This is a genomic window from Kocuria sp. KD4 (assembly GCF_011769905.1).
Taxonomy (GTDB): Bacteria; Actinomycetota; Actinomycetes; order Actinomycetales; family Micrococcaceae; genus Kocuria; species Kocuria marina.
In genome coordinates this window covers 333,758-353,731 of the sequence record NZ_CP050449.1, presented here as the reverse complement: position 1 = coordinate 353,731, position 19,974 = coordinate 333,758, and the positions used below count along the sequence as shown (strand labels likewise).

General features: G+C 67.3%; 16 protein-coding genes, 1 tRNA gene, 1 other RNA gene and 1 pseudogene. 14 read left to right on the top strand and 5 right to left on the bottom strand.

Annotated features, from left to right (window positions below; genetic code table 11):
- The first annotated feature begins 12 nt into the window (after positions 1-12).
- The 6 genes from HBK84_RS01585 to HBK84_RS01560 all read left to right on the top strand — a co-directional run bounded on the left by HBK84_RS01585 (position 13) and on the right by HBK84_RS01560 (position 5,637).
- Positions 13-678 carry a TetR/AcrR family transcriptional regulator gene (locus HBK84_RS01585; protein WP_064846550.1) on the top strand — a complete coding sequence of 222 codons (666 nt, stop codon included), beginning with the start codon at positions 13-15 and terminating at the stop codon, positions 676-678.
- A 153-nt stretch (positions 679-831) separates the two neighbouring features.
- Positions 832-1,125, top strand: coding sequence for a type II toxin-antitoxin system VapB family antitoxin (locus tag HBK84_RS01580; RefSeq protein ID WP_098053504.1), 294 nt, complete (start codon positions 832-834; stop codon positions 1,123-1,125).
- Between the two features lie 126 nt (positions 1,126-1,251).
- Positions 1,252-2,505 (top strand): endonuclease/exonuclease/phosphatase family protein, encoded by a 1,254-nt coding sequence (locus tag HBK84_RS01575; protein ID WP_206069176.1) that lies wholly within the window; start codon positions 1,252-1,254, stop codon positions 2,503-2,505.
- A gap of 313 nt (positions 2,506-2,818) precedes the next feature.
- A complete protein-coding gene (locus HBK84_RS01570; protein WP_240919055.1) occupies positions 2,819-4,639 on the top strand; it encodes an ExeM/NucH family extracellular endonuclease in 1,821 nt (606 codons plus the stop codon).
- Between the two features lie 63 nt (positions 4,640-4,702).
- Positions 4,703-5,146 (top strand): hypothetical protein, encoded by a 444-nt coding sequence (locus HBK84_RS01565; protein WP_167318018.1) that lies wholly within the window; start codon positions 4,703-4,705, stop codon positions 5,144-5,146.
- 98 nt (positions 5,147-5,244) lie between these two features.
- Entirely contained in the window at positions 5,245-5,637 is a 393-nt protein-coding gene (locus tag HBK84_RS01560) for a hypothetical protein (RefSeq protein WP_167318017.1), read from the top strand.
- 204 nt (positions 5,638-5,841) lie between these two features.
- Here the strand turns inward: HBK84_RS01560 and HBK84_RS01555 are convergent.
- From HBK84_RS01555 to HBK84_RS01535, 5 genes are all read right to left on the bottom strand, one after another.
- Positions 5,842-5,926 (bottom strand) — tRNA-Ser (locus HBK84_RS01555).
- A 130-nt stretch (positions 5,927-6,056) separates the two neighbouring features.
- The gene (locus tag HBK84_RS01550) at positions 6,057-6,872 is read right to left on the bottom strand and encodes a sugar ABC transporter permease (protein ID WP_167318016.1); all 816 of its coding nucleotides are present in this window, start codon (positions 6,870-6,872) and stop codon (positions 6,057-6,059) included.
- Between the two features lie 100 nt (positions 6,873-6,972).
- Positions 6,973-8,490, bottom strand: a complete 1,518-nt coding sequence (locus tag HBK84_RS01545) for an ABC transporter permease subunit (RefSeq protein WP_240919054.1) — start codon at positions 8,488-8,490, stop codon at positions 6,973-6,975.
- A 110-nt stretch (positions 8,491-8,600) separates the two neighbouring features.
- Entirely contained in the window at positions 8,601-9,833 is a 1,233-nt protein-coding gene (locus HBK84_RS01540) for an extracellular solute-binding protein (protein ID WP_167318015.1), read from the bottom strand.
- Between the two features lie 62 nt (positions 9,834-9,895).
- Complete coding sequence (locus HBK84_RS01535; protein WP_167318014.1) at positions 9,896-11,062, bottom strand: ABC transporter ATP-binding protein; 1,167 nt, start codon at positions 11,060-11,062, stop codon at positions 9,896-9,898.
- 374 nt (positions 11,063-11,436) lie between these two features.
- On the opposite strand from HBK84_RS01535, the gene HBK84_RS12780 reads away from it, so the two are divergent.
- From HBK84_RS12780 to HBK84_RS01500, 8 genes and pseudogenes are all read left to right on the top strand, one after another.
- On the top strand, positions 11,437-11,853 hold the full coding sequence (locus tag HBK84_RS12780; RefSeq protein WP_240919053.1) for a LacI family DNA-binding transcriptional regulator: 417 nt from the start codon (positions 11,437-11,439) through the stop codon (positions 11,851-11,853).
- Entirely contained in the window at positions 11,854-12,504 is a 651-nt protein-coding gene (locus HBK84_RS12775) for a LacI family DNA-binding transcriptional regulator (protein WP_370520567.1), read from the top strand.
- A gap of 12 nt (positions 12,505-12,516) precedes the next feature.
- An RNA gene (gene ffs / locus HBK84_RS01525) (signal recognition particle sRNA small type) lies at positions 12,517-12,613 on the top strand.
- 64 nt (positions 12,614-12,677) lie between these two features.
- On the top strand, positions 12,678-16,316 hold the full coding sequence (locus HBK84_RS01520; protein WP_167318013.1) for a DNA polymerase III subunit gamma and tau: 3,639 nt from the start codon (positions 12,678-12,680) through the stop codon (positions 16,314-16,316).
- Between the two features lie 48 nt (positions 16,317-16,364).
- Positions 16,365-16,970 (top strand): recombination mediator RecR, encoded by a 606-nt coding sequence (recR, locus tag HBK84_RS01515; protein WP_064846538.1) that lies wholly within the window; start codon positions 16,365-16,367, stop codon positions 16,968-16,970.
- Between the two features lie 143 nt (positions 16,971-17,113).
- On the top strand, positions 17,114-18,400 hold the full coding sequence (locus HBK84_RS01510) for an aspartate kinase (RefSeq protein WP_144997114.1): 1,287 nt from the start codon (positions 17,114-17,116) through the stop codon (positions 18,398-18,400).
- Between the two features lie 14 nt (positions 18,401-18,414).
- Positions 18,415-18,936 (top strand): MarR family winged helix-turn-helix transcriptional regulator, encoded by a 522-nt coding sequence (locus tag HBK84_RS01505; RefSeq protein ID WP_206069175.1) that lies wholly within the window; start codon positions 18,415-18,417, stop codon positions 18,934-18,936.
- Positions 18,929-19,825, top strand: a pseudogene (locus HBK84_RS01500) (3-methyladenine DNA glycosylase); the annotation flags it as partial. The gene HBK84_RS01505 and the pseudogene HBK84_RS01500, both read left to right, overlap by 8 nt.
- Positions 19,826-19,974: the final 149 nt, after the last annotated feature.

Here is a 19,974-nt window from a genome sequence, read left to right as displayed (position 1 = left end):
TAAGGTGTCGTCATGCCCCGCATCACCGCTTCCAGTAATGCCGCCCAGCGCGAGCGCACGCAGCGTGCCGTTCTCGACGCTTTCGGGGACCTGCTGTACAGCAACGGGCTCACCGATCTGACCATGACCCAGGTGGCCAAGACCGCCGGGGTGGGGCGCACCGCGGTGTACAACTACTTCGCGGACATGGGCGAACTGCTCGTGGCCTACGCCCTGGACAAGACCGAGCGCTTCGTCTCGGACCTGCATCGAGAACTCGCCGCGGTGGAAAACCCCGTAGACCAGTTGGGCGTGTACGTGCGGTTCCAGATCGAGGACCTCAGCCGCCGGCACCTGCCTCCCGGCCAGGCCATGCGCACCGTGTTGTCCCCGGAGGACTTCGCCAAGCTCGGCGAGCACGTGCAGCAACTGCAGTCCCTCCTCGCGTCCATCCTGCAGCGCGCCATGGACGAGGGCTACCTCCCGGAGGGCGACACCGACGAGCTGTCCGACCTGGTCCATGGCTCCCTCACCTCCACCGCGGATCGCAGCAAGTCGGTGCAGAGCGAGCGCGCCCAGCGCGAACGCACCCTGGCCACGGTCCGGTTCATCCAGCGGGGTCTGGGCGCCCAGTTCGACGCCGACTCCCGCCCCGTGCGCCTGCCCTCGCAGCCGCCCGCGCTGAGCGCGGTCTCCTGATCCCGAGCCCGGCCCCTCCGTCGGGTCCGGTCGACTTGTCCAGACGCCTGCCGCCTGCTGCAGCACGGGGAGCCTTCAGCCCGGCCGACGACACCTACCCGCCACGTACGCCCCGGTTCTGCGGACCGGGGCGTACGGCTTTAGGGTGAATCCATGATTTTCAAGGCCGTGGGAGACGATCGCCCCTATCCGGACCACGGTCTGGTCACGCCCTCCGACTGGTCCAAGGTGGCCCCGCAGCAGGTCCGCCTGGGGGATCTGGTGACCACGACCTCCACCCTGAACCTGGCCACCCTCCTGGACTCGGACTGCACCTTCTACGGGGACCTCTTCCCCCACGTGGTGTCCTGGCGGGGAACCCTTTACCTCGAGGACGGTGTGCACCGGGCCCTGCGCACGGCCCTGCACCACCGTTCCGTGATCCATGCGCGGGTCCTGGAGCTCTGACCGCGCCGTCGCACGAGCCTTCGCGGCGCACGTAGCACGGACCACCAAATCTTCACTTTCCCGCCACGACCTGGTCGTTCGGCCTCCCTACCCTCGGGTCATCTCGTTCTGACCTGGAGGTTTGCCATGCGTCTGCGTTCTCGTACCGCTGTTGTCTCGGCCGCGGCACTGGCCGGAGTCCTCGCCGTGACCACCGTGGCACCGGCCGCGGCGGGGGAAGGCCCGCGAGCGGCGTCGTCGTCCAAAGGAAACGAAAGCCGGGACAAGCACGGACTGCGCGTGGCCACGTACAACGCGTCCCTGAACCGGGGCGAGCAGGGGCAATTGCTGCGGGACCTGTCCACACCGGACAACCAGCAGGCCCGGAACATCGCCGAGATCATCCAGATCAACGACCCGGATATCGTGCTGCTCAACGAGTTCGACTACGTCCCGGGCGGACGCGCCGCGCGGGCGTTCCGCGACAACTACCTGGCGGTGAGCCAGAACGGCCACGCGCCCGTGGACTACCCCTACCACTACGTGGCACCGGTGAACACGGGCGTGCCGTCCGGTCTGGACCTCAACCAGGACGGCACGGTGGACGGACCGGACGACGCCTGGGGCTTCGGGCTGTTCCCGGGCCAGTACGGCATGGTGATCTACTCCAAGTACCCGATCGCCCGGGATCGGGTCCGCACGTTCCAGCACTTCCGGTGGCAGGACATGCCCGGCAACCACCTGCCCACCGACTACTACACGCCGGAGCAGGCTGCGCAGCTGCGGCTGTCCTCCAAGTCCCACTGGGACGTCCCCGTGCGCGTGGGCCACAAGACCGTGCACGTGCTGGCCGCGCACCCCACGCCGCCCAGCTTCGACGGCCCCGAGGACCGTAACGGGCGCCGGAACTACGACGAGATCCGGTTCTGGGCCGATTACGTCACGGGCACCAAGTCGGCGCGCTACATCTACGACGACGCCGGGCGGCGCGGCGGTCTGCCCCGCGGCGAGCGCTTCGTGATCGTGGGCGACTACAACTCGGACCCGAACGACGGCGATTCCTTCCCGGGTGCCGCGCGGCAGCTGCTCGACAACTCCCGGGTGCGCGATCCGCAGCCCACGTCCACGGGCGCCGTGGTGGCGAGCGCGCGCCAGGGCGGCGCCAACCGGACGCACGTGACGCGCCCGGCACTCGACACCGCGGACTTCTCGGACGATCCCGCCCCCGGGAACCTGCGGGTGGACTACGCGTTGCCGTCCAAGAACCTGCCCCTGCTCGACGCCGGTGTCTTCTGGCCCGCTCCGGGCCGGCCCGGTTCCGAGCTGACCGGTGACTACCCGTTCCCGACTTCCGACCACCGCCTCGTGTGGGTGGACGTCAAGGTCCCGGGCAGGCGCTGATCCCCGCACGACGGCGCGTCGCGGGTCTTCGTGTGAAGCGCCGCCCGCTTCCGTCACCGTCTGTCACGCACCCCCTGTTCCCGCCCCCCTGTTTTCGCATCCTCTGTTTGCGTAACCCCGCCCCGGGGCGTGCGATCCCGATCCCCCACCCGACAAACCCTCGACTGGAGACCCCTCATGCCCGTGACATCACCCCTGTTCAGCCTGCGGACCCGCATCGCGACCGTGTCCTCCGGCGCGCTCCTGCTGTGCGGCGGCCTGGCCGCAACACCCGCGATGGCCACCCCCCGCGCCTTCCGGTTCCACCGGGACCGTGTCGATCGCTCAGATCCAGGGCACCGGGGACGAGACGCCCCTGAAGGGCCAGACGGTCACCACCGAGCCCTCCGTCGTCACCGCCGTGTACCCGGGTGATCCGGGGACCCTGGGCGGATTCGTGATCCAGACCCCCGGAACCGGTGGGCACGTGGACACCTCCCGGGCCTCGAACGCCGTGTTCGTGTACACGGGAGCCACCCAGTCCACGGTGTCCGTGGGTGACCGCGTGCAGGTCACGGGTGTGGCCGGGGAGTTCAAGGGCCTGACCCAGCTCGCGGGCAACGTGGAGGTCACTCCGGTGCGCGACAAGCTCCCCGCAGTGAAGCCCGTGACGAACAACTGGGCGTCCACCGCCGCGAACCGCGAGAACCTCGAATCCATGCTCTACCTGCCCAAGGAGAAGTTCCGGGTCTCGGACACCTACGGCGTGGGCCGCTACGGTGAGCTGGGCCTGTCCGCGGGCAAGGAGCTGCCCGCCCACCCCACTCAGGTGGCACGCCCGAACAGCCCCGAGGCGCGCGCCCAGGCACAGCGCAATGACGCCATCTCGGTCACATTGGATGACGGCACCAACCGGGGCTTCGCGGTCTCGCCCACCCAGGAACCCCGCCAGGTCCCGTACCTGACCCCCGAGAACCCCGTGGCCGTGGGCGACACCGCGCGGATCACCGCCCCGGTGATCGTGGACTTCCGCTTTGACAAGTGGCGCCTGCAGCCCACCGCCCCGGTGGTCCCGGGCAAGGAACCGGCCCGGTTCTCCGGCTCGGCGGACCCCAAGCCGGGGGTGGGTGGACAGGTGCGGATCGCGTCCTTCAACGTGCTGAACTACTTCACCACCGTGGGGCAGGACAAGGGCTGCCGCGGCGGGAACTACTCCACGGACGGCACGTACAACGTGGCGCAGGGCTGTGACGCGCGCGGGGCCTACGACCGCGCGGACTTCGAGCGCCAGCAGGCCAAGACGGTCTCGGCGATCAACAAGGTGGATGCCTCCGTGGTCGGGCTCATGGAGGTCGAGAACTCCGCGAAGCTCGGCGAGCCCAAGGACGAGGCGCTCGCCTCCCTGGTCAAGGCGCTGAACAAGGCGGCCGGCTACACCAAGTGGGCCCACGTCCCCGTGGCGGATTCCGAGCTGCAGCCGGTCGCAGAGCAGGACTTCATCACCAACGCGATCATCTACCAGCCCCGCGAGGTCACGCAGGTGGGTCGGGCCCGGGCCCTCGGCTCCGAGGCCGTGGCCGGCGGCGCCTTCGAGAACGCGCGCACCCCGATCGCGGCCACGTTCACCGCGACCAAGGGCGGCGGCAAGCACGGCGCAGCACCCACCACGGTGGTGGTCAACCACTTCAAGTCCAAGGGCTCCGCTCCCCGCACCGGTCCCAACCGGGACACCGGTGACGGCCAGGGTGCCTGGAACGCGTCGCGCGTGGCGCAGGCGAGCGCCGTCGTCGACTGGATCCCCGAACTCACGGCCGCCGCGGGCTCCCAGGACGTGGCCGTGCTCGGCGACTTCAACTCGTACGCGCAGGAGGACCCCCTGCAGGAGTTCTACCGCGCCGGGTACGCACGGGCGGCCGAGGACGACTACACGTACGTGTTCGGGGGCCAGGTGGGTTCGCTCGACCACATGCTGATCTCGCCGTCGCTCGCCAAGCGCATGACCGGCGCGGCCGCGTGGAACATCAACTCGGGCCAGTCGCCCTTGCTGCAGTACGCCCAGTACCGCACCACGGCCCTGGACTACTACGTCCCGAATGAGGTCGCCTCCTCCGACCACGACCCGTTCATCGCCGGGTTCCGGGCGGGCACGAAGTAGCCCTCCCTTCCGGTACGACGACGCCGCCCGGCCCGTTGCGCACGAACGCGGCCGGGCGGCGTCATGCTGCCAGCCCCTGCGATCTCGGAGGCGCGGGACTCCCCGGCCGCCACGGGTGGATTGGGGAACTCCGCGGACAGCAGCGACCCCTTCGGCGGGATGGCCGCGGTGACCGGTTCGCTCACGGCCGCCGAGACGTGCGAGCACATCGACGCGTTCCGGGCCAACATGCCGGGCAACGTGAGCAACGATCTCGCGGGTGCCCGCGAGGCCGTGGCGCAGCTGCGCTCGGCGGCACCGCAGGAGCTCAGCGGTAACCTGCGCGGCATGGAGCAGGTGCTGCGCAACTTCGAGAACGGCAACGACCCCATGCAAACGGTCGAGGGCAAGATGACCGGGCTGACCAACCAGTGCCGGGGCCTCGCGAACCGGAGACGGATCCGCGTAGGCATGTGCGATCGTAATTATTCGGCGGATATTACTCAGGGGTCATTCCTGTTCCTATGATGTGCTCACCCCCTTGATCGGTGAGTACCGCACAGGCCGGCGGAGCTGTCATCACACGCCCGCCACGGGCTTCCTCACCCTTAACGAAGGATCCGCGCATGTCCGCCGCAACCTCCATCCGCCGCTCTGTCACGACCGGGCTCATCGCATTGTTCCTCGCCTCCGGCACCGTTGCCGTGGGCTCCTCCGCACCGGCGGAGGCCGCCGTGGTCAAGCCGTGCAAGGCCAGCATGTCCGTGACGCAGCCCCGCCAGTACACCAAGACCTCCGTGAAAGTCTCCCAGGTGGGCGCACGCGCCAACGTCACCACCACGGCCAAGTACAAGACCACCACGACCAAGAAGAGCGCGGTCGCCTCGACCAAGGGCACCGCCGTGACGACCTACTCGATCGGCCGGGCCACCCTGAACCGCAAGGTGGTTGTGGACGTCGTCGCCACCTCGGGCAAGACCACGTGGAAGTGCTCCACGTCGTTCACGCCGAAGCGCTGACGCCTCGGGTGGTGGGACCCTCTCTCCCCACCTCCGATGGTGAAAATTAAGTGGAGTAAGAGCAGCCTGGCGCACGCGAGGCTGCTCTTACTCCACGAGCAATTCGACACGAGGTTCGACGGGGGGCCCACCCCCACAGGCCAGAGTGCACAAACGAGAAATGCGCCCCGTGCTGACACGGGGCGCATTTCGTCGATCACAGCGCGGAGGATGGGGGATTTGAACCCCCGAGGGCGTTAACCCAACACGCGTTCCAGGCGTGCGCCATAGGCCGCTAGGCGAATCCTCCAAGCAAGCACGAGCCCCACATACGTGGGTAACGTGCGGCCATCAGCATAACGGAACTGGGCGGGCGGACGCGAATCGAGGAAGTAAGTGAGCCGCCCGCGGCGGGCACAGCGACGTCGTGAGCCCCCGAACTAGCCCTTCACGGCCCCTCCGGTGAGACCGGAGACGATGTAGCGCTGCAGGAAAAGGAACAGCAGCACCACGGGGATCGCCGACAGGATGGCGCCGGCGGTGAACACTCCCCAGTTCTCACCGAACTGTACGGAGACGAATTGGTACAAGCCCACGGCCAAGGTGTACTTCTGCGGGTCCTGCAACACGATTTGAGCCAACAGGAAGTCCGAGAAGGACGCGATGAACGACAGCATGCCCACGACCACGAGGATGGGTGTGACCAGGGGAAGGATGATCGTCCAGTAGATCTGGGAGTGTGACGCGCCGTCCAGTGTCGCGGCTTCGTCCAGGTCACGCGGAATGGTGTTGAAGAAGCCGTACATCAAGAAGGTGTTCGCCCCCAACGCGCCCCCCAGGTAGACCGCGACCAGACCCATGCGGGAATTGAGCCCCAGGAACGGATACACCTCGGAAATACTGAAGAGCAACAAGAAGATTGCCACGAAGGCCAGCAACTGCGGGAACATCTGAATGATCAACAGGGACATCAGACCGCCCCTGCGGAACCTAAACCTGAACCGGGAGAAGGCGTATGCAGCTGCCGCGCCCATGAGAACCGTGCCCACAGCCGTGATGGACGAGATCAACATGGAGTTTCCGAACCATGTCAAGAACGGGTTCTGTGGATCGTTAAGAAGGTTTCGGTAGTTGGCGCCGGTGATCTCCGCGAAGAGGTCATTGGATCCCAACAAGGACCCCGTGGGCGACAACGAGGCCGATAGCGCGTAGACCAGGGGGAACAGGGCGAAGACGCACGCGATGACTGCGGCCACGTGTTTCCATCCCCCACGGGCGAACCGTTGTCCGACACTGAGCCGTGACCGGGACCCTGGCTTCCTGGAGGCGACGTTCGAGACTCGTGATGTGGACATGTCAGTTGATCTCCTCGAGTGCCCTGCTGCGGCGGAAGGTCAGTGCCGAGACCACCGCCACCATGATGAAGATGAGGATCGACAGCGCGGAGGCAACTCCGTAGTCGTTGGCACCGCCGGCGAAGGCGATCTTGTAGACGAACGAGATCAGGATGTCCGTGGCCCCCACTCCCGTCGTGGATTCTAAGTCCTGGGGCCCGCCGCCGGTAAGCAGATAGATGACGTTGAAATTGTTGAAGTTCATGGCGAAGGAAGCGATCAGAAGGGGCCCCACAGCCACCATGAGCATCGGCAGAGTGATCGAGCGGAACTTCTGAACGGCTCCCGCACCGTCCATGTCTGCGGATTCATAGAGTTCCGACGGGATGGACTGGAGCGCGCCGGTAGTTACCAAAAACATGTAGGGGAACCCCAACCACAGGTTCACCAGCAACAGCGAGACCTTGGCCAGCCACGGATTGTCCAACCACGGGATGTTCGTCCCGCCCAGCAGCACCTGGTTGATGTAACCGAAGTCGGCGTTGAGTAACCCCGCCCAGATCAAGATGGAGAGGAATGCGGGAAACGCGTAAGGCAGGAAGATGATGGCCCGGTAGACGTTACGGAACTTGAGGTTCTTGTCGTTGAACAGCATGGCCAGAAGCAGACCGAGGAAGAACGTCAGGGCCACCGAGAGGATCGCGAAAGCGAAGGTCCAGAGGGTGACGGAAACGAACGGCCCGCCAAGGATGGCGGGATCGAAAATGGCCGCGAAGTTGTCCAGCCCCACGAAAACCCGCCACCCGGGACGCAGTTCTTCTCCCGCCGGGCTGACGAAGGCTCCCTGCCCGTTGTCCGCGTACACGGTCCCGTCGTCCGAGACCATGGCATTGGCCTGCTCGTCGTAGACCAACGTGGGCGTATAGGGATACGCAGTGCGGCCGTCATCGGTGCGCAGCGCGCCGACGGCCGGATCATCGGAGACCGGGACTCGCAGGTCCATGACCGCTTCGTGCGCCGCGGTGACCTGCCCGTAATCGAGGATGTCGTAACCGGGGACCGCATCGATGGCACCGTTCGTCACGGTCGCACCCTCGACCGGGCTGAGCGCCTGGTGTGCGGAGCCGACGAGAACCCGGCCGTCCTGCACGGTCGCCAAAGCCAGGTCACCGTCCGCATTGAGCACCGAGACCGGATATTCCTGACCACCCGCCACCCGCTGTTCGTACGTACGGGTCAGCTGATTGACGGCCGCTTGTTTCGTGGAATTGTGACCATCACCGTAATTGGTGAACGCGGTGGCCGCGGTATAGAGGACCACGAAGATCTGGAAGACCAGTAGGAAGATCAGCCCGGGATAGAGGTACTTAGCCGGGAGCATCCTGCGGGTCGGTAGGAAGTACACGAGGTCCGCCGCGATCAGGGCCAGGAGCAGGAACACCAGGATGCCCCAGCTCTCGGCCGCCCATGCGGACAGGATGCCGAACAGCCCGAAGGCGTTGATCAGGGCCATGAGCACGAGCTTGATCACGAACCCCATGCCGAAGCCGCGCGAGTGGGAATGCCGGATGCTCGGAGGTGACTCCGGCCGGCCGTCACCTGCTGAGTCCCTCTCCGTCGGAGAGATCACTGGACGGGCGGGGGTCGTGCTCATTGGATCTGTCCTTCGATATTGGCGATCATGCGATCCCACAGCTCGATCGGGTCCCCGTTGCCGTTGACGATTCCGTTCTCGGTGGTTCCCCAGAAGGACCACACTGCGCCCATCGCGGGGATGGCGGGCATGGGCAGTGCCTTGGTGGCGTTCTCTGCGTAGGCGGAACGCAGCGGGTCACCCCGCATACCGTCAATGGCCACTTTGCTGGCCGGTGGCCGCCCCGTGCTCTTGTAGAGCGCAGTCTGTGATTCCGAGCGTGTCAGGTAGTTGGTCGCGAAGTCCTGCGCGGCCACGGGATTCGCCGCGTTCGCATTGACGAAGAACGCCTGGACTCCGGCGAACGGGCGTGCTTCCTTCCCACCCGCGGACGGGACGGGAAGAACGGTCACGTCCATACCCGCGGCTTCGATGCCGCCGAGCTCCCACGGGCCCGCGATGTGGAAGGCGGATTGCCCGGAGATGAAGGATTCTTTTGCGATGTCCGGTGTCATGGACGTCCTGAGGTCACCGCTGCGCCCCAGCTCCGCCAGGTAGCGGGCGAACTCGTGACCATTTTGTCCACCCATGGCCAGCTCGTTCGAGTACTCACCGTCCGCGCCCCGCTGGAACACTTCCACACCGAACGAGGTCTGAAGGGGGTAGAGGTGATAGGGATCCCCGGCATCGGGTGACTGGCTCACCGTGAAGGGGTATTTGATGCCGCGTTCGTCCATGAGCCGATGGCCCTCGGCGCGCAGTTCGTCGAAGGTCGCGGGATCATCAGTGGTCAAGGCATTGTTGCGCACCAGGGCCACGCTTTCCACGGCGTAGGGCACCCCGTAGCTGACTCCGTTGTAGACGACGGCGTCCCGCGCGTTCTTCGTGAATTCCTCACCCCGGTCCCCCAGCTCCGCGGGGGCGACCACCCCGTTGGCCGCCAACTGTCCGAGGTTGTCGTGCGGTGACACGATGATGTCCGGAGCTTGACCCGTGGGGCTCTGGGAGATGAAGTTCGAGATGGCCTGGGCGTTGATCTCGCGCTCGATGAACCGGACGTTCACACCCGTGTCGGCCGTGTATTCCTGCGCGATCTCACGCAGCGCGGGGATCTCGTCGTCACCGGCCTGGATGGTGACCTCCCCCGGCCCTCCGCCCAGCCCCGCCACCCCTGTTGTGGGTACGCTCGAACACCCGGCCAGTAGCAGAGCGCAACCAGCCAGAGCGGCTGCCCACCGCGTGCGTCTCATGGGCTTGTCCTCATCTCTCGTTCGGGTCCGTCGTCCGGCACGCCCACCGGGTCGCACGGGGCTCACGAGGGCAACCGGTTTCCGGTCGCGGCATCGAAAAGGTGGATGCGCTCGGGATCGGGAGCGACCCACAGGGTGCTCCCGGCGCTCGGCGGCGTGCGGCCGTCCGTCCGAACCACGATGGGGCTGGCGCCCCCATCGGCCCCTTCCTCCTCGGAATCGATGGAGTGGTCCGCGGCGTGTGCGGACGGATCCACCCGTACCACCGACGTGGCGGCTGTCAGCGGGGCGAGTTGGCCGTACACGTATGCATCGGCGCCGAGTTCCTCAACGACCTCCACCGTGATCGGGACCCCCGTCCCTTCCGCTGCGGGTGACAGGTCCTCCGGGCGGATTCCGACGGTGACCTGATGATCGGTCACCGCCTCCTGCTGGGCGGAGGACAACTGCAGAGAAAGCGTGCCCAACTCCACATGACCGGCGGAAACCGGGGCTCGGAACAGGTTCATGGCCGGGGACCCGATGAAGCCCGCCACGAATTCGCTGTTCGGTCGGTCGTACAGGTTGCGAGGGGTGTCCACTTGCATGAGCACTCCGTCCTTGAGTACAGCCACCCGGTCACCCATGGTCATGGCCTCCACCTGATCGTGGGTCACGTAAACGGTGGTCACACCCAGCCGGCGGGTCAGAGCCGCGATCTGGGTCCGGGTCTGGACCCGCAACTTGGCGTCCAGATTGGACAGTGGTTCGTCCATCAAGAACACCTGCGGTGAACGGACGATCGCGCGTCCCATGGCGACGCGCTGCCGCTGGCCGCCGGAGAGCGCTTTCGGTTTGCGATCGAGATACTGCGTCAGGTCCAGGATCTTCGCGGCCTCTTCGACCCGACGATGCCGTTCCTCGGGACTCACCTTGGCGATCTTGAGCGCGAAGCCCATGTTCTCCGCCACCGTCATGTGCGGATAGAGGGCGTAGTTCTGGAAGACCATGGCGATGTCTCGATCACGGGACGGGACATCCGTAACATCACGGTCACCGATCAGGATCGTGCCGTCCGTGACCTCCTCGAGTCCGGCCAGCATGCGCAGGGTCGTCGATTTGCCGCATCCGGAGGGGCCGACCAGGACCAGGAACTCCCCGTCCGCGACATCGAGGTTCAGATCGGTCACGGAGGGGCGCTCGGCGCCCGGGTACTGACACGTGATGTGGTCGAAGGTTACGGCGGCCATGGGCTGAGATTCCTTTCAGAGTCCCCGTCTCGGGGAGTTCCGACATGTCACGAGGAGACTGTCGGGCGTCACCACCAGTATGCGATAGTGACGGACCTCACCAATATAAGCGATTACATTCACAGGGGTGGTGATCAGCGTTTTGTTGCGATGACATGTCGGAAGGCAGGAGCAAGCGTTCCCAAAAAGACTGGCCAGGACCGCAGGTAGGGAGGGACCACACGTTGGTCCGAGACCCGTCCACCGTGGAGGGTTTTCGGGCCATAATTGGCGCATGCGGCGGTGGCGGCTCGCATCGCAGCTCATCCACCGCCCCACCACGTGCTCCATGAGGAACCACGCTGGTACTCGCCCCTCGATGCGGAGGCACGCCCATGATCGCCCGAGAACTGTCGGCACCGCGTCGGCAGCAGGGGCCACCCCGCTTGCAGGGCGTGGCTCCCAAGGTGGGGATATCCACGGCGACCCTCTCGCGCGCACTCACGGGCCGGAGGCCCGTCTCCCCGGGGACGAAACGCCGCATTGAGGCCGCCGCCAAAGAACTCGGGTTCGTGGCGTCCTATCACGCATCGAGTCTCGCGAGCGGGCGCAGCCGGAATATCGGCGTCGTCCTGCCCTACGTGGATCGATGGTTCTTCGCCACAATCCTCGACGGCATCGCGAGCACACTGACAGCAGCCGGGTACGACGCCGCCCTGTACAACTTGCAGGGCGAGACCTCCCGCCAGAGCGTGCTCATCGACTTCCTGCTCCGCAAACGCTTAGCCGCTGCCGCCGTGGTCTCGCTGTGATTGACGCCCGGGGAAACCGAACACTTGTTCTCCGCCGGTATTCCTTTGGTAGGGATCGGGGGTTCCCTCGAGGGTGCCCCCACGATCAGCGTGGACGATCTGGATGCGGGACTGCGCGCGACCAATCACTTGATCCAGTTGGGACACTGCCGTATCGCCTTTGTCGGGGGGCCTGCCGAGGCCGGCCGTTCGTTCCCCATGTCCAGTGATCGACGCCGCGGTTTCGAACGAGCGATGTCAACTGCGAGGCTGCCGATCCACGAGCGGAACCAACTCGTTTCGGACTTCACGTTCCTGGGCGCCTATCAGCGGATCAAGAATTTGCTCGCCGAGCCGGAGCAACGACCCACTGCCGTTTTCGCCGCGAGCGACGAAATGGCGACCGGTGCCATTCTCGCGGCGAGGGACCTGGGTCTCGATGTCCCTCGGGACCTGTCAGCCATCGGCATCGACGCCCATCCCATTGGTGGGACTTTCGGGCTGACTACCATCGACCGGCGAGCCCGCCGCCGGGGCACCCACGCCGCGCAACTGCTCCTGCGCCAGTTAGTTAGCCGGGGAACCGGTCACGGCGACCACGAACTGCATCGGGCCCACTTCATCGCACGATCCTCGACGGCACCGCCCGGTTCGAACTCCTCGCCGGCTTGAGCTAAAGTATGGGGCAGCCCCTCGTGTGGCGTCATCTCGTAAAACTCCCCCAGGACCGGAAGGTAGCAAGGGTATATGGGCTCTGGCGGGTGCACGGGGGGTCTTCTCGTACCCGGCTCCCCACCCCCGCGAGCGCGCTGTGCGCGTCCGGGTCCCCGGCTAAGGTTTCATACGTGACTACCGCCCTGTACCGCCGCTATCGCCCGGAGACCTTTCAGGATGTCATCGGTCAGGAACACGTGACCGAGCCCCTGATGACCGCGCTGCGCAAGAACAGGGTCAATCACGCCTATCTCTTCTCCGGTCCGCGCGGCTGCGGTAAGACCACGTCCGCGCGCATCCTGGCCCGCTGCCTCAACTGCGCGGAAGGGCCCACGGCCACACCGTGCGGTCACTGCGAGTCCTGCCAGGATCTGGCCCGGGACGGTGCCGGCTCACTGGACGTCATCGAGATGGACGCGGCCTCCCACGGCGGCGTGGATCATGCCCGTGACCTGCGGGAACGCGCCACGTTCGCCCCCGTCCGGGACCGCTACAAGATCTTCATCATCGACGAGGCCCACATGGTCACGCGGGAGGGCTTCAACGCCCTGCTGAAGATCGTGGAGGAACCGCCGGAGCACGTGAAGTTCATCTTCGCCACCACCGAGCCCTCCAAGGTGCTCACCACCATCCGCTCCCGCACGCACCACTACCCCTTCCGCCTCGTTCCCCCGGAACCGCTCATGCGCTACCTCGAGCAGCTGTGCCAGGAGGAGGGCGTCACCACCGAACCGGGCGTCCTGTCCCTCGTGGTGCGCGCCGGCGGCGGCTCGGTGCGTGATTCGCTCTCCGTCCTGGATCAGCTCATGGCCGGCTCCGACGACGGCGGCATCACCTACGATCTCGCGGTCGCCCTGCTGGGCTACACGCACGCGGCCCTGCTCGACGACGTCGTGGACGCCTTCGCCGCCGGCGACGCCGCCACGGTCTTCGCGTCCGTGGACCGCGTCATCCAAACCGGGCAGGACCCCCGCCGTTTCGTGGAGGACCTGCTCGAACGCTTCCGCGACCTGGTGGTGGTCAACTCGGTCCCCGATTCCGCCGCGAACATCCTGCACGGGATGCCCACGGACCAGATCAACCGGTTGCGGAACCAGGCCACCCAGCTGGGCGCGGCCGAGCTCTCCCGCTCCGCGGACATCACCAACGAGGCCCTCAACGAGATGACCGGGGCCACCTCCCCGCAGTTGCACCTGGAACTGCTGTGCGCCCGCATCCTACTGCCCTCGGCGGACCACACAACGCGCGGCATCACGTCCCGGGTGGACCGTTTGGAACGCCGCCTGAGCATTCCTCGGGGCACCGGAATTCGTACGACGGCGCACGACGCCGCGTCGTCGTCCCCCGCGGTGGAACCGACCGCACGCGGAAGCCAGGAGCCCACATCTCCGGAGCAATCCGGCACCGCCGCGCCGGCACCCGCGTCGTACGACGCCCCCGCACCGGAATCCGCCGGGGTACCTTCCCCGATACCCCCCGAGCTCGACGCCGCCGCAAAGGACTCCGTTGCCCCGTCGCAGCCCGTGGGCCCGGACGGGTCCGCCGCGGACGGCGCGGACGGTTCCGCAACGGGTCGCCCCGCGGAGGAGACCCCGGATGTCCAGGAACCCACGGACCCGCAGGACGAGTCCGAACAGCCCGAGGGCAGCAGCCACCCCGCCGCTGCGGATCCCGTTCCGGAAGGCGAGCGCAGCCCCGACGCCCAGCACCCGCCCGCGGACGGCACGACCGACACCCGCTCCCCCGCGTCACAGGACGCGAGAGCCGATGTCTCGGCACGCATGCAGCAACGGGAGACGTCGAACCAGTACGGGTCCCAGCGGCCTGAAGACGACACATCCCGCCAGTACGCGCAGGGGGAGCCTCGCCGTGACGTCGCGCCACACGATGACCACCAGCCGCAAACCCCGCAGGCGTCCGAGGAGCAGGCCGCCCCGAGAGACGTCACCAGCGGTGAACTGGAACTGCTGCGTTCCTCGTGGCCCGAGATCGTGTCCGCGCTCGCGGAGATCCGCCGCGTGGCCTGGGCCATCACCGTGCGAGGAACGCCCATCTCGTTCGAGAACCGCACTCTGCGGATCGCGTTCGAGAACGACGGCGACCTCCTGAACTTCCCCCGCTTCGAGGCGGACGTCCGTAATGCCATCCAGAGCGTGGTGGGGTTGGATTGTGCAGTGGAAGCAGTGCGCCCCGGTGACACACGCGGCCGGCAGGACACCCCGGGTGCGGGTGGTCCGCCGTCGAACGCCGGCCGTGGCACCGGGCCCGGCCCCGGGCGGGACGGCGGCGGTGGACAGGGTTACCGGGGAGATCGCCCCGCGCCCCGGGGCGGCGGGCCCCAGAACGCTCAAGGATCCCGGCAGGACCGCGGATCGCAGCAGGACCGGAGTTATCAACGCGACGATTCCGCCTCGGAGCACGGCCAACCGTACGGCCCCGGACCCCGTCAGGGCTCGGACTCGCATGACGGCGCTGATGCCGGGTACGGATCCGGCTCACGGCGAGACACCGGTGCATCTCGCGGCGATGGACCCACCGGGCGGGACACCAGGCTGAACGCCTCGGGCCAGGCCGGATCCTCCGACCAACCGGACTATTTCCGCGAGCCGGAGGGCTTCGGGGTCAATCGTCGTCGGGGCAATCCTCCCGCGCCCGACCGTGAACCGACACCGGAACGCGAGTCGCGGTCCATGCCCGATTCCGCCTCTCGTTCCACATCCGGCACTGACCGGTCCTCCGTGCCTGCTTCCTCGTCGCACTCGGCGCCCGCATCCGCCCCGGACGACGACGAACCCGTCACCTCGTGGTCCGTGGCCTCCATTCCCCAACCGGGTTTCGCCGCACCGAGCGGCGGGGATTCCACGTCGAACACCGCCAATGCGGCGCCCACGCGTGATGATTCGGACCAGAATCCGGACACGTCCGATAGCTCCGTGGGCGACTCCTCCAGGGACGATGCCCACCGAGCGACGGATTCCCCGGCGGACGACCGCGCTGGCACCGGCGATTCCACCTCGGTTCCGTCTCGTGAGGGCTTGGGCAGTGACAGTGACTCCGCGGACGTCGGCGCGACCTCGTGGACCCCCGGTGCCCCCGCGTCGGATGGCCCCGGGTCGGATGTTCCCGCTTCCGATGACTCCGCGGCGTTCAAGTCCCACGATTCCGGGGCCGGGACGAGCGGACCCGATCTGTCCATGCGTGACGGTTCCATGCGGGATGGTTCCGTGCGCGACGGCTCCGTGCCCGAGGATCCCGCATCCGGTGCTCCTTCCTTCCGTGCCCCGCAGCCGCGGGATCGCGGCCCGGAGTACTGGAGCCCGGAGGAACCGCCGCCCCCACCGGAGGATGACCCCCCGGCGGACATGTACGACGAACCCGTGCCCCGAGCGCCGTCGCCCGCGAGGGATCGTAGGGCCCAGGGCGGGAACGGCCCCGGCGGCGACAACCCGGCGGGTCCCGGTCCCGACCACGATGGGCGCGGGAACACCCGCCCCGGCGGCGTCGTCCCTCGCGAGAACGGCGACACCCGCCCCGGCGGGAACCGCCCGAGCTGGCGAGAGCGCCACGCGGAAGCGATTGCCGCGGCGGAACGGCGCTCCACCGACATCGCGCCCCCGACCTCGCGCAGCCCCGGCATGGAGGACGAGAACTTCGTCCCGGGCGCGGACGACGAATCCCTCGAGGACTCGTCCCTGTACGGGCGGGCGGCCATCGAGCGCATCCTGGGCGGCATGCTCATCGACGAGCACGCCCACGGAACGGATCAGTGACCGGGCCCATCGCCCGGCTGATCACGAACACGACAATGAAGGAGCACGGTGTACGAAGGACCGGTCCAGGACCTCATCGATGAGCTGGGGAGGTTGCCGGGTATCGGCCCCAAGTCCGCGCAGCGCATCGCATTCCACCTATTGGACGCGGACAAGGACGAGGTCCAGCAGCTCGTGGAGGCCATCACCACGGTGAAGACCTCGGTGTCGTTCTGCGTGATCTGCGGCAACGTCACAGAGCAGGAGGAGTGTGCGATCTGCCGGGACGCCCGCCGGGACCGCAGCGTGATCTGCGTGGTGGAGGAGTCCAAGGACGTCATGGCCATCGAACGCACCCGCAGCTACCGGGGGTTGTACCACGTGCTGGGCGGCGCGATCTCGCCGCTGCAGGGTGTGGGACCGGATCAGCTGCGCATCCGCGAACTGATGACCCGGTTGTCGGACGAGACAGTTCAGGAGATCGTGCTGGCCATGGACCCCAACCTGGAGGGCGAGGCCACCTCCACGTACCTCACCAGGATGTTGAAAACGCTGGGTATCCGGGTCACCCGGCTGGCCTCGGGGCTGCCCGTGGGCGGTGACCTCGAATACGCCGACGAAGTCACGCTGGGCAGGGCCTTCGAGGGACGCACGGTGGTCTCCGAGGCCCGCTGAGGCCCGTAACATTCGCGTCCCTCTTTGTGTCCACGAATGCCCGCTCGACTCCGTGCGGCTGCGGGTGAGCGGATAGCATGGATCACTGATCCCGCGAGACCGCCCGTGCGTTCGGGCCGGGTGCCTGCCTGTGAGAGGAATGTATGAGCCTCATTGTCCAGAAGTTCGGCGGTTCATCGGTCGCCGATGCCGACGGTGTCCGCCGGGTCGCCCGGCGAGTAGCCGAGACCAGGAACGCCGGCCACCAGGTGGTCGTGGTCGTCTCCGCGATGGGTGACACCACGGACGACCTCCTGGACCTCGCCGGTGAGGTGGCCCGCAAACCACCGGCTCGCGAGTTGGACATGCTGTTGACCTCCGGGGAACGCATCTCCATGGCCCTGTTGGCCATGGCCATCTCCGACCTCGGCGTTCCCGCGCAGTCCTTCACCGGATCCCAGGCCGGAATGATCACGGACGGCGCCCACGGTGCGGCCAAGCTCGTGGAGGTCAGCCCCCTCCGAGTGCGTGAGGCGCTCGACCACGGCAACGTCGCGATCATTGCCGGGTTCCAGGGCGTCAACCGCTCCTCCAAGGACATCACCACGCTGGGCCGCGGCGGTTCGGACACCACCGCCGTGGCGCTCGCCGCCGCCCTGGACGCGGACGTGTGTGAGATCTACTCGGACGTGGACGGCGTCTACACCGCGGACCCCCGCATCGTCCCCACCGCCCAGAAACTGGACCGGGTCTCCTCCGAGGAGATGCTCGAGCTCGCCGCCAACGGCGCCAAGATCCTGCACCTGCGCTGCGTGGAGTACGCCCGCCGCTTCAACGTGCCGTTGCACGTCCGTTCGTCTTTCAGTCACAACGAGGGCACCATGGTCATCCCCAGCCCGCACGAGAACCTCACGCCGCAGAAGGAGATCCCCTTGGAACAGCCGCTGATCGCCGGTATCGCTCATGATCGCAGCCAGGCCAAGATCACCATCGTGGGGGTCCCCGACCGCCCCGGGATCGCCGCGCGGATCTTCCGGTTGCTGGCCGACTCCAAGGTGGACGTGGACATGATCGTCCAGAACGTCTCCACCGGCGAGAACCCGCTCACCGATGTGTCCTTCACCCTGGCCGAGTCCCAGGGTGACCTGGCCATGAACCTGCTGCGTGCCGCCGAAGAGAAGATCGGCTATGCGAACCTGGACTACGACGACGAGGTGGGCAAGCTCTCCCTCGTGGGCGCCGGTATGAAGACCAACACCGGCGTGGCGTTCACGTTCTTCGAGGCGCTCGCGGAGAGCGACATCAACGTGGACATGATCTCCACGTCCGAGGTCCGGATCTCGATCATCACGTCCATCGCCAAGCTCGACGAGGCCGTCCGGGCCGTGCACACGGCGTTCGGTCTGGACTCGGACGAGACCGCCACGGTGTACGGGGGTACGGGACGCTGACCCCGGCTTCATCCATGAGTTCCGATTCGGACCCGTCCGAGGATCCCCGGCTCGCCGAGATCATCGACTTCCTGGGTGGTTCGGACGAATCCGCCGTCGAGGATCCGCTGTCCCTGGCGGACCAGCTGTGCTTCTCGCTGTCCGTGGCGTCACGCAGGGTCGCGCACAGCTACCGCCCCGTGCTGGAGCCCCTGGGACTGACGCTGCCCCAGTACCTCGTGATGCTTGCGCTGTGGGATACCAACCCGCGCACGGTGAAGGACCTGGGCGAGCAGCTCATGCAAGATTCGGCAACGCTCTCGCCCCTGCTCAAACGCTTGGAGGCCCGCGGTTACCTCACGCGGGAACGCGATCCGCACAACGAGCGGGCCCTGGCCGTAACTCTCACGGAGGAAGGCGCGCGTCTGCAGGACGGGGCGCAGGCCGTGCAACCGGAGATGATGCGCCGGTTGCGATTGTCCCCTCAACAGGTCCGGTTGCTGAACTGCGGGATGCAGCGGTTGATCGACAACACCCAGGACGCCGAGAGTGCATGAGGCGCTGACCCGGGAGGAGTGGTCACGCCGGGCGCACGCGCACGCGGAGCGGGTAGCGCCCCACACCCGGCCGTTCCTGGACCGGCGGTCCCGCGGGGAAAAGCACCCCGTGGAGGACTTCCTGTTCACGTACTACACGCTGTCCCCGGCCCAGTTCACGCGGTGGCACCCTGGGCCCGGCGTCATCCTCTTGGATGCCTCGGAGCGCGAGGGCTGGAAGCACTACCGTCCCGCGACGACCGCGGAGCTCGAGGCGGCGGGCGTGGGGGAGGGCGTGAGCGGCGTCGTCGTCGCAGTGGAGGAATTCGTGGCCGAGCGGGGCACCGCGGTGCGGTTCACCCGCGAGATCCTCGCGAACACCCTGGCCAGGAGCGGGACGTTCGACTGCTTCGGGCTGCATGAGTGGGCCATGGCCTACCGCGCGCAGAGCAACGGTGTGCGCCACGAGGACGCGCCGTTGCGGTTGGGGGCGTCCGGGACGGACGACGTGGTGGAGGCCCACCGGATCCGCTGCTCGCACTTCGACGCGTTCCGTTTCTTCCAGCCCCAGGCCGTGGAACGCAACGAGCTGCAGCCCACGCGCGAGTCACAGCGCCGCATGGAACAGCCGGGGTGCCTGCACGCGAGCATGGACCTGTACAAGTGGGCCTACAAGTTGTTGCCCGCGGTGGATTCGGACCTGCTCGCGGACTGCTTCGACCTCGCGTGGGACGTGCGCGTGACCGACATGGAGGCCTCCCCCTACGACCTCACGGAATGGGGGTACGAGCCCGTGCGGATCGAGACACCCGAGGGCAAGGCCGAGTACGTCCGGCGCCAGCGCGCCTTCGCGCAGCGGGGTAATCGGCTACGAGAGCGCTTGGCGGCGGCCGTCGAGCGGCTCCTGGACGGGGTCGACGACGCCGCGGTGCCCGTCCGCGCGGCCGGGCATGATGGCGCGACGAGGCAGTCCGGAGCGGGCGGGCACATCGGCGCTATGGCGCAGACCGGAGCAGTCGGACGGGACGGCGCGAGCGGCGTCGTCATGCAGGGCCGAAC

What these genes read in the sequence shown, in the direction of transcription:
- HBK84_RS01535 (WP_167318014.1), bottom strand. Translation starts at nt 11,062, where the DNA reads ATGGCCGCCGTAACCTTCGACCACATCACGTGTCAGTACCCGGGCGCC.
- HBK84_RS01565 (WP_167318018.1), top strand. Translation starts at nt 4,703, where the DNA reads ATGCTGCCAGCCCCTGCGATCTCGGAGGCGCGGGACTCCCCGGCCGCC.
- HBK84_RS01510 (WP_144997114.1), top strand. Translation starts at nt 17,114, where the DNA reads ATGAGCCTCATTGTCCAGAAGTTCGGCGGTTCATCGGTCGCCGATGCC.
- HBK84_RS01545 (WP_240919054.1), bottom strand. Translation starts at nt 8,490, where the DNA reads ATGGGGTTCGTGATCAAGCTCGTGCTCATGGCCCTGATCAACGCCTTC.
- HBK84_RS12780 (WP_240919053.1), top strand. Translation starts at nt 11,437, where the DNA reads ATGATCGCCCGAGAACTGTCGGCACCGCGTCGGCAGCAGGGGCCACCC.
- HBK84_RS01560 (WP_167318017.1), top strand. Translation starts at nt 5,245, where the DNA reads ATGTCCGCCGCAACCTCCATCCGCCGCTCTGTCACGACCGGGCTCATC.
- HBK84_RS01540 (WP_167318015.1), bottom strand. Translation starts at nt 9,833, where the DNA reads ATGAGACGCACGCGGTGGGCAGCCGCTCTGGCTGGTTGCGCTCTGCTA.
- HBK84_RS01585 (WP_064846550.1), top strand. Translation starts at nt 13, where the DNA reads ATGCCCCGCATCACCGCTTCCAGTAATGCCGCCCAGCGCGAGCGCACG.
- HBK84_RS01580 (WP_098053504.1), top strand. Translation starts at nt 832, where the DNA reads ATGATTTTCAAGGCCGTGGGAGACGATCGCCCCTATCCGGACCACGGT.
- HBK84_RS01575 (WP_206069176.1), top strand. Translation starts at nt 1,252, where the DNA reads ATGCGTCTGCGTTCTCGTACCGCTGTTGTCTCGGCCGCGGCACTGGCC.
- HBK84_RS01505 (WP_206069175.1), top strand. Translation starts at nt 18,415, where the DNA reads ATGAGTTCCGATTCGGACCCGTCCGAGGATCCCCGGCTCGCCGAGATC.